Here is a 12,521-nt window from a genome sequence, read left to right as displayed (position 1 = left end):
CCCGCCTAGGGAGGCGGGCTGTTTTGCTGTTCCAGAGTCCCCTGGCGCGGGGCTAGTGCTGCGGCCCGGCCCCTGCCTTGGCCGCCGCCAGCTCCTGGGCTTCGGCCAATTGCGCCGGGGTCAGCCTGGCCTGCAGCGCCGCGCTCAGACCGCGCGCTTCCGGCAGGCCGGCGCTGGCCGCCAGCACCAGCCACATATAACCCAGCACATAATCCTGCGGCAGCGCGCGGCCTTCAAAATACATCCAGCCGAGGTTGGCCATCGCCGCCGGATAGCCCGCCTCTGCCGAGGCGCGCAGCTGCGCTACCGCCGCCAGCAGCCCGGCGCGCGGCGGATCCGGCTGCTGCAAGGCCAGCCAGGCCAGCTGGAACTGTGCCAGCGGATCACCGGCCGCTGCCCCGTCCGTCAGCCGCTCCAGCCCTGCGGCACTGCTGTCGGGCGGCGCCAGCCGGGCGTCATAGATCAGCCCTGGATCCGCCGCGGCGCCGGCGGCGCGGGCCGCACGGCGGTAAAGATCTGCCGCGCGGGCCTCATCCAGCGGCACGCCAAAGCCGTTTTCATACATCACCCCGAGATTGCGGATGGCCGGGGCCAGCCCCTGGGCAGCGGCGGCCTCGAACAGGGCGGCGGCGCGGGCATAATCCTGCGCAGCACCTTCCCCGCGCACATGCATCAGGCCCAGATTGTTCAGCGCCCGGGGATGGCCGGCCGCAGCCGGGCCTTCATACAGCTGGCGGGCCCGCGCCGGATCCTGCGCCACGCCGGTGCCGTTCTGGTACAGCACCCCCAGGCTGACAGCCGCATCCTGATGGCCCTGCCCGGCAGCGCGGGCATAAAGCTCTGCCGCTTGCGCCGCGCCGCTGCCGTCCGGCGCCTGTTCCAGAACCGCAGCCAGGTCGAAAAGATACTGCGCCCTGCCGCTGGCAGCAGCCTGTTCCAGCCAATGCAGCGCCTGCGCCCGGTCCTGCGCCACCCCCAGCCCGCTGTGGTAGGACTGGCCCAGCCGGTTTTGCGCCGCCGCATGGCCCTGCTCTGCGGCGCGGGTCAGCCAGTCCGCAGCACCGGCATAATTCTGCAGCACCCCGCGGCCATCCTGCAGCCGCAACGCCAGCGCATACTGCGCCGCGGCCTGGCCCGCAGCAGCTTCGGCGCGCAATTGCTCCAGCGGCAGCGCCTGCTGCCCGGCCGCTGCGGCCGGCAGCGCCAGCCACAATGCCGCCGCCAGAGGGCGCAAACGGAACGGCCGCAGGCTCATTCCGCCGCCCGCCCGGCCGGAGCCGTGGCCGCCGCCAGAAAGGCACGCGCTGCCGCCTGGGCCTCGGCGACTTGTTCCGGTGTCATCAGATCCGCCACCACCGCACGGGTTTCCAGCGCCCCGGCACTGCCGCTTGCGGCGGCGATGTTCAGCCATTTATAGGCCTGCACATAATCCTGATCGCGCCCCAGCCCCTTGGTATAAAGCAGCCCCAGCTGGTGCTGCGCTGCACTGTCCCCGGCTGCAGCCGCCGCCTCAAACAGCGCCGCCGCCTCAGCGGGGCGTGCCCCTGTCTCTGTCAGCCGCAATCCCAAGGCGGTCTGTGCCGGCCGCAGCCCTGCGGCCGCCTGCTGCGCCATCCAGGCCTCAGCCGCCATGTCGCCCTGCCGGGCCGCCGCCAGCGCCCAGGGCACCGCCCGGTGCGGTGCCAGCAACCCGTCCAAGCGGCCCGCTCCGGCCAGCCGCCCCAGGTTCAGCTCCGCAGCAGGGCTGCCCAGTTCCGCCGCCTTGCGGTACAGAACCACCGCCTGTTCCAGATCCGGATCCCCGCCGCGGCCCTGCTCCAGCATGCCCGCAAGTCCCACCGCAGCCTGCGGCAGCCCAAGTTCCCAGGCGCTGCGATACAGCTGCCAGGCCTGCGGCACATCCTCCGGCACGCCATAAGCGCCCAAATACGCCTCACCCAGCGCCGTCATCGCGCTGCCCTCGCCCGCTGCGGCGGCACTGTGCAGCCAGCGCAACGCGCCTGCCGGATCGGCCTTTGCCCCGTCCCCCTTGAGGTATTTGCGCCCCAGCGCCGCCTGGGCCGGCGCAAAACCGCCCTCAGCGGCCTGCCGCAGCCAATCCAGCGCCTCTGCACGGTTACGGGCAATGCCCTGGCCGCTGTCCAGCGCATAGGCCAGATAGAACTGCGCCTCACCATGGCCCGCCGCCGCGGCCCCTTGCAGCCAATGCAGCGCCCGGGCGGTATCCTCCGCAACGCCCTGGCCGCGGGAATAGATGCGGCTCAGCTCAAACTGCGCCGCGCTGTGGCCCTGCTCTGCTGCGGCCTGCAGCCAGGCCGCAGCACTGGCGGCATCCTGCGCCACCCCCTCGCCCGTCTGGTGCAAAAGCCCCAGGTAGTATTGCGCTTCGCTGCTGCCGCGCGCGCCCGCCGCCAGCAGCAACTGTGCCGCCTGCGCCGGGTCACGGGCCGGACCGCCCGGCACACCGCTCAGATACAGCCGCGCCAGCAGCACCGCCGCCTGCGTCTGGCCCTGTTCCGCAGCGCGTTGCAGCCAGCCCTGCGCCGCCGCCGGATCCGCCGGACCGCCCAGCCCTTCCAGCAGCACCCGGCCATAGCGGTACTGGGCAAACGCCGCCCCCGGGGCCGCCGCCAGCTGTGCCAGGCCTTGGCGGACACGCGCGAAATCCTTTGCCGCCCAGGCCTGTTCCACCTCTGCCATCGTCAGCGCATCCTGGCTGGCAGCCGCGGTTTCAGGCGTGGCAGGCGCCGCCTCCTGCGCCCGCAGGCACAGCGGGGCGGCAGCAAGGATCAGGCACAGCGGGGCAAAACGGAATAAGGTCATATTTCTCACAAGCATATATAAGCAGGCAGGCAGTATCCGCGGACCCTAAGGTCCGGCGCAGGCAAGATCAAACCCCTCCTGCCGCCCGCAGCAGCCACAGCACCGCCGCCGCCGCGCACAGCGCCGCGCCAAAAGGCAGCACCATGCCGCCGCGCAGCTGCCGCCGCTGCAGCCAGGCCGCCGCCAGCGCCCCGCCCGAGGCCAGCAGCAGCAGCAGCGGCAGGTCCATCGCCCCGGCAAAACCGCCCAGGCCCGCCATCAGCTTGACGTCGCCCAGCCCCAGCCCCTCGCGCCCGCGCAACGCCCGGTAGCCCAGCCGCAGCGCCAGAAAGCTGCCCGCCCCCAGCGCCGCGCCGACCAGCACCGCCGTCAGCCCGGCGCCGCCTGGCTGCAGCCCCGTCAGCAGCACCAGCGCAAACAGCGCCCCCGTCAGCACATCCGGCAGCCGCAGCCACAGCAGATCCGCCGCGGCCAGCGTCAGCAGCAGCCACAAAAACAGGCAAGAGAACAGCACCGCGGCCGCACTGCCGCCCGCCGCCAGTGCCAGCACCGCAGCACCGGTTGCCGCGATCTCGAAATAGAGCAGCCAGGGCGGCAGCGCCGCACCGCAGTGGCGGCAGTGCCCGCGCGCCAGAACAAAGGAGAGCAGCGGGATCAGATCCGCAGCCCCCAGCCGCTGGCCGCAGCTGCGGCAGGCCGAACGCTGCCGGATCACATCCTCGCCGCGCGGCAGCCGGTCGGCCAGCACCGCCAGGAACGACCCCGCGGCCGGCGCCAGCAGCACCAGCAGCCACCAGGCTGGCAACCCAGCAACCGGCCCTGCCGCAATCCCGGCCTCAAGACCGGCCCCAAGGCTCATGCTGCTGCCTGCATGTTTTCCCCTCTTCCCGCGCCCCCGCCGGATTGGCTATGGAGCAATGGACAATGCCTAACGCCCCCCTCTATCATGCCGCCGGTCAAAAGAAAGAACCCGATGCAGCCACAGTCCGCCCCCGCCCCGCAGCCGCCCCGCGCGCGCCTCCAGCCTGCCCCCCAAAAGGCCCGGCAGCCGCATGGCGATGCAGGGTTTTCCCTGCTTGAACTGATGGTGGTGGTGGTGATTCTCTCGATCCTCGCCCTGGTGGTGGTGCCGCGGGTAATCGACCGGCCCGATCAGGCCCGCGCCGCCCGCGCCAAGGCCGACATTGCCGCCATCGCCAGCGCCGTCAAACTCTACCGGCTCGACAATTACCGCTACCCCACCACCGAGCAGGGCCTGGCCGCCCTGGTGCAAAGGCCCGGCGGCGACCCGGTGCCCGCCAATTGGGCGCAAAACGGCTATATGGACCGGCTGCCGCAGGATCCCTGGGGCCAGCCCTACAACTACCTGTCACCGGGTGTGCATGGCGAGTTCGACATCTTCAGCTATGGCGCCAACGGGGCGGCCGGCGGCAGCGGCGCGGATGCGGATATTGGCTCTTGGACCCTGCAATAGAGCCTGCTTCCCCTGCTTCAACAGCTGCCGGTTTCACCCTGATTGAGCTGCTGGTCAGCGTCGCCATCCTGTCGGTGCTGGCCACGGCGGCGGTGCTGGCTTTGGGCGGCGGACCGGACCGCAGCGCCCGCGATCTGGCACTGTTCCGCAGTCAGTACGGCAGCGCCCGCGCCCTGGCAATCGCCAGCGGCCAAAGCCGCGGGCTTGTCCTCACCCCCCAGGGATTGCGCCTGGCCCGCCGCGAGACCGCCGGCTGGGAAATCTCGGAGCGGCTGCAGCCCTGGCAAGGACAGGTGGCCCTCTCCGTCCGCCGCCCGGCAGCGGCCGGGGTGCCGGACATCATCCTGCTGGCCAATGGAAGCTCCAGCGCCTTCAGCATTGCCTTCGGCGGCGCCGCCCGCTGCCGAAGTGACGGATGGGAGGCGCTGGCATGCCGCGAAAACTGACCCCGCCGCCGCACTCTGCCGCCACTGCCGGCCTCACCCTGATTGAACTGGCCATTGCCATTTTTGTTCTGGCCGCGGCCAGCATCGCCCTGCTGCGCAGCACCGATCAGTCGCGGCTGGCGATCGGCGGTGAGGCGCCCCGGCTGCTGGCCCGCATTGCAGCCCGCAACCGCGCCGAAGAACTGCAGCTGCCGGGCGCCGCCGCCCCTCTGCCCGGGCAGACCAAGCTGGGCGGCATGGTCTTCACCCTGCAAACCCGCCGCGAGACCACAGCCGCCGGGCTGGTCAAAACCGAAATCACCGCCCGCGCCGAAAGCGGCGAAGCCGCAGCACTGACGCTTTACCTGCCCGCAGCGGGGCTGCGGTGAAGCCCGGGCGCGCGCCGGCGGACCGCGGTCTCAGCCTGATTGAGCTGGTGGCGGCGATGGCCGTCTTTGCACTGGTGGCGGTGCTGGGCGCCCAGGCCCTGGGCGGCATGATCCGGATGCGCGGCACGCTGGAGGCCCGCGCCGCAGAGACCGCCGCGCTGGAGCAGGCGCTGAGCCTGCTGCGCGCCGATCTGTCAGCCGCGGTGCCGATGCTGTTTTACCCGCCTGGCCGCGGCGCGCCGCAGTCTGCACTGTCGCTGCACGGCGGCGTGCTGGCGCTTTCCGCGGGCGGCCAGCCGGCGCTGGTTCCGGATCCGCAGGCCCTAGGGCTGCAGCGGATCGAATGGCAGCTGCAGGGCGGCCGCCTCAGCCGCCGCGCCTGGCCTGCGCTGATACCCGCCAGCGCCGCCTCCCGCTCGCCGGCAGTGACGGTGCTTGAGGGCGTATCCGGACTGCGGGTCCGCAGCTATTGGGAGGGTCCCGGCTGGGTCGAGGGCACAGCAACTCTTAGCCCGCAACCACAGGCCGGAACCGGCGCTGCAGCGGATGCCGATCGGGCCGGCAGCGCCCCCGAGGTTTATTCCAGCACCCTGCCGCTGGCGGTGGAACTGCAGCTCGAAACCAAGGGTTTCGGCTCTATCCGGCTTCTGGAGACCCTGAAATGAACCGCCGGGGGAACAGCAGCCGCGGCTTTGTCCTGGTCAATGCGCTGGTGCTGGTGGCGGCGCTGTCGGCGGTGGCGGTGCTGCTGCTGGCGCGCGCCGAAAGCGGCCGGGCACGGCTGCAGGCCGGGCAGGAGGCGGATCAGCTGGCGCTGGCGCTGGACGCGTTTGACGCGCTGGCCATCACCCTGCTGGCGCAGGACCGGTCCGCCACTGATCACCCCGGCGAGGCCTGGGCCCGCGTGCAGGCGGAACAGGCACTGGCGCGGGGCACCGTCAGCGGCCGGATCGAGGATCTGCAGGGGCGCTTCAATGTGAACTGGCTGGCGGATCCGGACAATACCGCCGCCCGGGCCGCCTTTGCCCGGCTGCTGAAGATCCTGGCGCTGCCGCCCCGCACCGGCGAGACCATCCGCGCCGCCCTGCAGCCGGGCGGGCCGCAGAACCGTGCCGCCTGGGCCCGGCTTGATCCGCCGCTGGATCCAGTGGGCGGCGCGCTGCTTGACGCCGGGCAGCTGGCCGGCATCCCCGGCCTGCCGCCGCGCAGCTATCAGCGGCTGCGCCCCTATATCACCGCCCTGCCCGGCAGCAGCCGCCTGAATGTGAACACCGCCTCTCCGCAGGTGCTGGCCGCCTTCCTGCCGCATCTGCCCCCCGCAGCCCTGGCCCGGCTGCAGGCCGCGCTGCCCGCCGCCTCCCCCGAGGCCTTTCTGGCCGCCGCCGGCCTGGCCCGGATCAGCGCAGAGCGGGCCCCGGAACAAATCGATGAGACAGCGGCAGATCAGCTGGGCGCAGAGCAGATCACGGTGGTCTCGCACTGGTTCCGCGCCAGTTCGCAGGCGCAACTGGGCACGCTCTCCGCACAGCGCAGCACCGTGCTGCGCAAAACCGGCGCCGCCCGGCGGCCTGCAGTCGCCTGGCGGCTGACCCGCCGGCCCTGATCCCGGCCCTGCTCTCCGGCAGCGGCACCGGTCAGCAACACGGGCCCGATTGCGCATTGCACTTGCCCCGTGCCGCCCCCATTCTGCGCAGCGCAAAATATAACAGTAACAGGAGCCCCGGGCGATGCCCTCTGCCAGCGCCAAACCAGACACTGCCGCAGAGTTTGTCCGCCTGGGACCGGACGGCAGCGCCGCGGCAGCACCGCATCAGGTGGTGACCGTGCCCGGCGAAACGGTGCCGCTGTTTACGCTCGACCTGCCTGCCAGGCTGCACGGCCAGGCCCGCGAGCAGGTGGCCAGGCGCCAGCTGGCCGCCCGGCTGGGGCTGCGCAGCGATCAGTTCTCTATGCAGCCCTTTGCCCCGGCCCGCAAAACCGCCGCCGCTTGGACCCGGGTGCTGGCCGCCGACACCGGCTGGCTGGACAGTCTGCGCCGCCTGCCCGGCCGGGCAGTGCTGCCTGATTACCTGGCGCTGCCCGCCGCCGCCGGCGTCTGGAGCCTCGCCCTGCGCGGCAGCGGCCCGGGTGCTGCAATCAGCGTCCGGCTGGGGGTGGAGGACGGCTTTACCGCCCAGGCGCCGCTGGCACTGGTGATGCTGCAGCAAGCGCTGGACAGCACCCCCCGGCCCAAAGTGCTGCTGCTGCCCCAAGACGCGCCGCCAGAGTTTGCGGAGCTGGCCCGCATCCGCGATATCCCGGTGGCCGCCAGCCCCGCTGCAGTGGCGGCACTGGGGCTGCCGCAACCGGTGGTGCTGGGGCATGGTGAATTGGCCTGCGATCTGCGCTGCAACCCGATGGCGGCCCAGGCGCAGCTGGAGCGCAAACTGCGGCCCTGGCGCTGGCCGCTGCTGGCTGCGGTACTGGCAGCAGCGCTGTGGAGCGCCGCCCAGATCACCGCCATCCGCCGCATCGAGGCGCAGACCGCTGCCGCGGCGGCAGAAACCACGGCCCTGGCGCAGACGCATTTCACCAATGGCGCGCCGGTGCTCGATGCCCGGCTGCAAATCAGCCGCGCCCTGTCCGGACTGCGCACTGCCGCCGGACCGGCAGCGCAGCCGGATGTGCTGGAGCTGACCCGCCGCATTGCCGCTGTGGCCGCCAAAGCCGGCGCCCGCGCCGAGAGCCTCAGCTATCAGCAGGGCGAAGCGGTGCGGCTGGCGGTGCGGCTGGCCGATTTTGCCGCCGCCGATCAGCTGGCAGCGGCGCTGCGGGCGCAGGGTCTGGCGGTGCAGCTGACCGATTCCCGGGCCGATGGCAGCGAGGGCGGCGTCTTTGCCGAATTTGCCGTCACCGCAGACAGCCCGGACCCGGACGGAGAGCGCCGGTGACCGCCCGGATGATCTCCCGCCTGGCCGGGCTGCTGCTGCCGCTCAGCCGCCGCGAACGGCTGCTTCTGGCAGTGCTGCTGCTGGGGGTGCTGCCGCTGGGCACCGGGTTTGCGCTGCTGCTGCCGCTGCATGAACGCCGCCAGGCGGCGGAACAGGCCCAGGCCGAAGCCGCCGCCCTGCAGGCCTGGGCGGCCGGGCAGCTGGCAGAGAAACAGACCCTGACCCGCAGCGCGCCGCCTGCCCCCGGCGCCCCGGCCGGTCTCAGCGGTATTGAACAAAGGCTGATTGCCGCCGGGCTGCGGCGCCGGCTCAGCGGACTGGGCAGCGGTCCCGAAGCGACCGTGGAGCTGCGCTTTGACAGCATCGGCTTTGAGGAGCTTGGCGCCTTTCTGATGGGCGCGCATCCCGCCTGGGGCTACAGCTTGCGCAGTTTCCGCTTTGAAGCACAGGAGGCACCGGGGCGGGTGGCCGCTTGGATCACCCTGGCGCCGCAATAAGCCGCGCCCTGTTCCAGACCGTTTTGTGCCCCTGCCGCTGCTTGTCCGGGCCTACAGCTTGCCCAGGCGGACCCGGATACTGGCCTGGCGTCCGGCCAGCGAACCCAGCGGATCCATGCCGGCATGGGACTTCAGGACTTCATCCAGCGCGGTCTGGGCCGCTTGCAGCTGCTGTTTTCCGGCCTCTGCCTGGCCCCCGGCCAGCAGCGACAGGCCCAGTTCATGCTGGGCGGTGCCCTGCACCGCCAGCGCCGCCGCACGGGCCTCGCCGGACTGGCCTTGCGCCAGTGTTCCGGCAGTTTTGGCGGCGGCGGCAAAATCACCGCTGCGCAGTTCGGCATGGGCATATTCCAGCTGCATCCGCGGCGCCAGCGGCCCGGCTTGGCCGATCAGCTTCAGATAGGCGCGCTTGGCCTGCGCATAATCGCCGCCCTCCAGCGCATTGCGGGCGACTCCGTATTGTTTCTGGAAACCGCCTTGCCCTGAGGGCCCCGCGCCGCAGCTGCCCAGCAGCAGCACAAGCGCCACTCCCGCCAGTCCGGTTCTTCCGGCCCGGGCCGGAATTGCAAAGGTAGATGCCTGCATCAGCTGTTCTCTTTCCGGCTGCCCGTTTCTTGTGTTAATTCTTGCGGAAAATTTACCATGCCCCGCGCCGCCCGTCCATGCTTGCCGCAAGCAGGGCCGCCGGTGCCGGGCAAAGCCGGGACAGCGGTTTTTGGAAAGGATCCAATGCGTCTGATATCTGCATTCTGCACGCTGATCGCGCTGGCCGCAGCCGCCCAGGCCGGGCAGCTGCTGTGGCAGGAGGTCCGGGCGCCATCCAGCCTGCCCGCCCGGGCTTTGGCCGCCGCCCCTGCCGCCGTCCAGCAGCCTGCCGCCGCGCCCGCGCCGCCGCGCAGCTGGGCGCCGCTGTTCGGGGAGAAGCAACCACCGCAGCCGCAGGCTCCTGCATCCGCCCCGGCGGCAAGCGCCACCGAACCGCCGCTTGCCAGCCTGGGCTATGCGCTCCAAGGGGTGGTGCAGGCAGGCGAGGCCACCTGGGCGATGATTTCCCATCCCGCCGGCGCCCGGCTGCTGCGGGCCGGGGATGAGCTGCCCGGCGGCGTCAAAGTGGTGCGGATCGACAGCCGCGGTCTGTGGCTGTCGCGCCGCGATGGCGTGCCTGAACTGCTGAATTTCCCGCAATAGAGCCGGTTTATCCCGCCTCAGCCCGCAACCGCCGCCTGCAGATCAAAGACCGGCAACAGCACCGCCAGCACAATCACCAGCACCAGACCGCCCACCAGCATCATCAGCACCGGCTCCAGCAGGGCAGCGATGCGCTTGCGCTCGGTCTGCAGCCGGTGTTCGGTCAGATCGGCGGCACGGCCGGTCATCCGGGCCAGCTGCACCGAGACTTCGCCCGCACTGATCAGCTGCCGCGCCACCGGCGGCAGAAAGCTGAGCCGCCCCAGCGCCGCTGACAGGCTTTCGCCCTGGCGCACCGCCGCGGCCACGGCGCCGGCCTCGTCCTGGAACCGGGCGATTTCCAGCACTCCGGCGGCACTGGAGGCAGCACTCAGCACCGCATGGCGCGACCCCAGAACCAGCGCCAGGGTGCGCATGTACTGCACCGCCTCGCCCAGCCGTGCCAGCCGCCCCAGCACCGGCAGCCGCAACAGGATCCGGTCCCGCAGGCGGCGCAGGCGCGGCACCCGCGGCACCGCCGCCAAAAACACCGCCAGGGCAGCGGCCAGCACCGCCAGCACCGCCGCCTGATCCCTCAGGAAATCCGAAACCGCCAGCACCATCTCCGTCAGCGGCGGCAGCGGGCGGCCGGTCATTTCAAACATCGCCACGATTTCGGGCGCCACGCTGGTCATCAGAATACCGCAGACCAGAACCGAGACCGCGGCCACAAACCCCGGATAGACCAGCGCGGTGGCAATCCCGGCGCGCGCTGTGTTCTGCTGCTCCAGATGCGCAGCCAGCCCGTCAAACACCGCCGCTAGCTCGCCTGCCTCCTCGCCGGCCCTGAGAGCGGCCAGGTAAAAGGGCGGAAACCCCGCGCCCGCATCCGCCAGCGCCTCCGACAGCGCCGCCCCGTCCAGCAGTGCCGCCCGCGCCTGCGCCGCCATTGCATCCAGCGCCGGATGGCCGCCCGCGCGCACCGCCTCCAGCGCCTCATCCACCGGCAGTTCAGCCGCCAGCATCACCGCCATCTGGCGGGTGAAGACCGCCTGCAGATCCGGGATCAGGCGGCGCTGGCGCCAGCGGCTGGCCGCTCCCCGCCCCGCGCCTGTCTCTCCGCCCGCCCTCTTGGGCCCGCGGCGGCGCGCCTCAGAGAGGTCTGCGGGAAACAGATCCTGCGCCGTCAGCTGGGCGGCGGCATCCGCTTCGGTTTCCGCCACCACGGTGCCGCGCCGTTTGCGCCCGGCGCTGGTGTAGGCGGTATACGCATAAGCCTTCATGCGCTGTCCCCGGCGACCCGCAGGGTTTCCTCCAGGCTGACCAGCCCGGCAGCAGCAGCAGCCAGCCCTTGCCCGGCCAGGCTGTCCTGCGGCCGCAAGGCAAGATCGCGCAACGCCGTCTCGCCGGCGCCTGCGTCAATGGCATTGCGCAGCGCCTCATCCACTTCGGCGATTTCAAAAATCCCCAGCCGCCCGGCATGGCCGCTGCCGCCGCAGGAGGCGCAGCCTCCCGCCCCCGCCTGATAGAGCCGCACCGGCGCCGCCAGCCCGCAGCGGGCAAACAGGGCTGCCGCCTGTTCCCCGGCCGGGGCCGGGCGGCGGCAGTCCTGGCACAGCCGCCGCAACAGCCGCTGCGCGATCACCCCGCGCAAAGTGGCGGCAATCAGGAAATTATCCGTCCCCAGATCGCGCAGCCGCACCACCGCGCCGGCGGTGCTGTTGGCATGCAGCGAGGAAAACACCAAATGCCCGGTCAGCGCCGCCTGCGCCGCGGTCGAGGCGGTCTCGGCATCCCGGATTTCGCCCACCAGGATCACATCCGGATCCTGGCGCAGGGTGGCGCGCAGGCCTGCGGCAAAGCTCATGCCGATGCCCGCGTTGATCTGGCTTTGCGAAATCCCCGGCAGGTCGTATTCCACCGGGTCCTCGACGGTGACAATATTGCGCGACGCCCGGTCCGCCAGCTGCAGCAGCGAATACAGCGTGGTGGTCTTGCCCGCCCCGGTCGGCCCGGTGGCCAGGATGATGCCGTTCGGAAATCCCGCCAGCCGCTGCAGCAGTGCCTGCTGGCCGGCATTCAGCCCCAGGCCGTCCAGCGGCAGCAACCCGCTGGAGCGGTCCAGGATCCGCAGCACGATGCGTTCGCCGTACTGGCCGGGCAGGGAGCTTACCCTGGTGTCGATCACCCGCCCGCCCAGCGACAGCGGGATGCGGCCGTCCTGCGGCAGCCGGGTCTCGGCGATATCCAGCCCCGCCATCACCTTAAGCCGCGACACCACCCGCCGCACCGGCACATCGCCGCGGTCCAGCACCGCTTGCAGCACCCCGTCGATGCGCATCCGCACCCTGAGACCCGCCTCATGCGGCTCGATATGCAGATCCGAGGCACCGCTTTGCACCGCCCGGCGCAGCAGCTGGTTCACCAGCTGGATCACCGGCGCGTCGCCCGGCTCATCCAACAGGTCGCGCTGGCGGCGGGCAAAGGCGGCCTCCTCAAGATCAAAGCTGAGATCCGCGCCGGCCTGTTCCGCCTCTGCCCCGGCCGGGCCGTCCTGATAGATCCGCGCCAGTGCTGCCTCAAACCCGGTCCGGTCCAGCTGCTCCACCGCCTCCAGCAAGGTGCCGGCCCCCAGCTGCCGCTGCGCCTCGCGCAGGCCCGTCTGGGTGGCGCCGGGGCCTGCCAGCAGCCGGATGCCGCCCGGGCCCGGCTCCAAAAGCACCTGCTGGTCGCGGGCAAAGGCAAAAGGCAACCGCAGCGCCGGCGCCGTTCCGGACCGGCCCCCGGTCTCTGGCTCAGTCTCTGGCCCGTCCATT

Annotated in this window: 14 protein-coding genes; 8 read left to right on the top strand and 6 right to left on the bottom strand. The window is 71.5% G+C overall.

The window, feature by feature from the left end; all coding sequences use genetic code 11:
- Window positions 1–52: 52 nt before the first annotated feature.
- The 3 genes from K3555_RS21370 to K3555_RS21345 all read right to left on the bottom strand — a co-directional run bounded on the left by K3555_RS21370 (window position 53) and on the right by K3555_RS21345 (window position 3,682).
- Window positions 53–1,255 carry a tetratricopeptide repeat protein gene (locus K3555_RS21370; RefSeq protein ID WP_260008688.1) on the bottom strand — a complete coding sequence of 401 codons (1,203 nt, stop codon included), beginning with the start codon at window positions 1,253–1,255 and terminating at the stop codon, window positions 53–55.
- Window positions 1,252–2,823 (bottom strand): tetratricopeptide repeat protein, encoded by a 1,572-nt coding sequence (locus tag K3555_RS24850; protein ID WP_311200047.1) that lies wholly within the window; start codon window positions 2,821–2,823, stop codon window positions 1,252–1,254. The genes K3555_RS21370 and K3555_RS24850 overlap by 4 nt, the downstream gene beginning before the upstream one ends.
- A 67-nt stretch (window positions 2,824–2,890) precedes the next feature.
- Window positions 2,891–3,682, bottom strand: coding sequence for an A24 family peptidase (locus K3555_RS21345; RefSeq protein WP_260008687.1), 792 nt, complete (start codon window positions 3,680–3,682; stop codon window positions 2,891–2,893).
- 114 nt (window positions 3,683–3,796) lie between these two features.
- On the opposite strand from K3555_RS21345, the gene gspG reads away from it, so the two are divergent.
- The 7 genes from gspG (at window position 3,797) to gspM (ending at window position 8,538) form a co-directional block, all read left to right on the top strand.
- Complete coding sequence (gene gspG / locus K3555_RS21340) at window positions 3,797–4,297, top strand: type II secretion system major pseudopilin GspG (protein WP_409201703.1); 501 nt, start codon at window positions 3,797–3,799, stop codon at window positions 4,295–4,297.
- Window positions 4,282–4,743: a prepilin-type N-terminal cleavage/methylation domain-containing protein gene (locus K3555_RS21335; protein ID WP_260008686.1), complete on the top strand. Its 462-nt coding sequence runs from the start codon at window positions 4,282–4,284 to the stop codon at window positions 4,741–4,743. The genes gspG and K3555_RS21335 overlap by 16 nt, the downstream gene beginning before the upstream one ends.
- The gene (locus K3555_RS21330) at window positions 4,728–5,111 is read left to right on the top strand and encodes a hypothetical protein (RefSeq protein WP_260008685.1); all 384 of its coding nucleotides are present in this window, start codon (window positions 4,728–4,730) and stop codon (window positions 5,109–5,111) included. Before K3555_RS21335 ends, K3555_RS21330 begins: the two co-directional genes overlap by 16 nt.
- Entirely contained in the window at window positions 5,108–5,776 is a 669-nt protein-coding gene (locus K3555_RS21325; RefSeq protein ID WP_260008684.1) for a type II secretion system protein GspJ, read from the top strand. Before K3555_RS21330 ends, K3555_RS21325 begins: the two co-directional genes overlap by 4 nt.
- Window positions 5,773–6,714, top strand: coding sequence for a type II secretion system minor pseudopilin GspK (gspK, locus tag K3555_RS21320; RefSeq protein WP_260008682.1), 942 nt, complete (start codon window positions 5,773–5,775; stop codon window positions 6,712–6,714). The genes K3555_RS21325 and gspK overlap by 4 nt, the downstream gene beginning before the upstream one ends.
- Before the next feature lie 124 nt (window positions 6,715–6,838).
- Complete coding sequence (gene gspL / locus K3555_RS21315) at window positions 6,839–8,041, top strand: type II secretion system protein GspL (RefSeq protein WP_260008681.1); 1,203 nt, start codon at window positions 6,839–6,841, stop codon at window positions 8,039–8,041.
- Window positions 8,038–8,538 (top strand): type II secretion system protein GspM, encoded by a 501-nt coding sequence (gspM, locus tag K3555_RS21310; RefSeq protein WP_260008680.1) that lies wholly within the window; start codon window positions 8,038–8,040, stop codon window positions 8,536–8,538. The genes gspL and gspM overlap by 4 nt, the downstream gene beginning before the upstream one ends.
- Window positions 8,539–8,589: 51 nt before the next feature.
- On the opposite strand, the gene K3555_RS21305 is transcribed toward gspM, so the two are convergent.
- A complete protein-coding gene (locus K3555_RS21305; RefSeq protein WP_260008678.1) occupies window positions 8,590–9,123 on the bottom strand; it encodes a hypothetical protein in 534 nt (177 codons plus the stop codon).
- A 144-nt stretch (window positions 9,124–9,267) separates the two neighbouring features.
- Between K3555_RS21305 and K3555_RS21300 the strand changes: the two genes are divergently transcribed.
- Window positions 9,268–9,726: a type II secretion system protein N gene (locus K3555_RS21300; protein WP_260008677.1), complete on the top strand. Its 459-nt coding sequence runs from the start codon at window positions 9,268–9,270 to the stop codon at window positions 9,724–9,726.
- Between the two features lie 17 nt (window positions 9,727–9,743).
- Here K3555_RS21300 and K3555_RS21295 read toward each other — a convergent pair whose 3' ends face one another.
- Both K3555_RS21295 and K3555_RS21290 read right to left on the bottom strand, forming a co-directional pair.
- Window positions 9,744–10,988 (bottom strand): type II secretion system F family protein, encoded by a 1,245-nt coding sequence (locus tag K3555_RS21295; protein WP_260008676.1) that lies wholly within the window; start codon window positions 10,986–10,988, stop codon window positions 9,744–9,746.
- Window positions 10,985–12,520: a GspE/PulE family protein gene (locus K3555_RS21290; RefSeq protein WP_260008674.1), complete on the bottom strand. Its 1,536-nt coding sequence runs from the start codon at window positions 12,518–12,520 to the stop codon at window positions 10,985–10,987. The genes K3555_RS21295 and K3555_RS21290 overlap by 4 nt, the downstream gene beginning before the upstream one ends.
- Window position 12,521 lies beyond the last annotated feature (1 nt).

The sequence above is a fragment of the Leisingera sp. M527 genome, from assembly GCF_025141525.1.
Taxonomy (GTDB): domain Bacteria; phylum Pseudomonadota; class Alphaproteobacteria; order Rhodobacterales; family Rhodobacteraceae; genus Leisingera.
Note: the sequence above shows the minus strand (reverse complement) of the source record. Positions and strands in the feature narration are given on the sequence as shown.

Excerpts from the sequence above, each read along its gene's own strand:
- K3555_RS21305 (WP_260008678.1), bottom strand. The coding sequence starts at position 9,123 with ATGCAGGCATCTACCTTTGCAATTCCGGCCCGGGCCGGAAGAACCGGA.
- K3555_RS24850 (WP_311200047.1), bottom strand. The coding sequence starts at position 2,823 with ATGACCTTATTCCGTTTTGCCCCGCTGTGCCTGATCCTTGCTGCCGCC.
- K3555_RS21330 (WP_260008685.1), top strand. The coding sequence starts at position 4,728 with ATGCCGCGAAAACTGACCCCGCCGCCGCACTCTGCCGCCACTGCCGGC.
- gspL (WP_260008681.1), top strand. The coding sequence starts at position 6,839 with ATGCCCTCTGCCAGCGCCAAACCAGACACTGCCGCAGAGTTTGTCCGC.
- K3555_RS21345 (WP_260008687.1), bottom strand. The coding sequence starts at position 3,682 with ATGAGCCTTGGGGCCGGTCTTGAGGCCGGGATTGCGGCAGGGCCGGTT.
- K3555_RS21300 (WP_260008677.1), top strand. The coding sequence starts at position 9,268 with ATGCGTCTGATATCTGCATTCTGCACGCTGATCGCGCTGGCCGCAGCC.
- gspK (WP_260008682.1), top strand. The coding sequence starts at position 5,773 with ATGAACCGCCGGGGGAACAGCAGCCGCGGCTTTGTCCTGGTCAATGCG.
- K3555_RS21290 (WP_260008674.1), bottom strand. The coding sequence starts at position 12,520 with ATGGACGGGCCAGAGACTGAGCCAGAGACCGGGGGCCGGTCCGGAACG.
- K3555_RS21370 (WP_260008688.1), bottom strand. The coding sequence starts at position 1,255 with ATGAGCCTGCGGCCGTTCCGTTTGCGCCCTCTGGCGGCGGCATTGTGG.
- gspG (WP_409201703.1), top strand. The coding sequence starts at position 3,797 with ATGCAGCCACAGTCCGCCCCCGCCCCGCAGCCGCCCCGCGCGCGCCTC.
- K3555_RS21295 (WP_260008676.1), bottom strand. The coding sequence starts at position 10,988 with ATGAAGGCTTATGCGTATACCGCCTACACCAGCGCCGGGCGCAAACGG.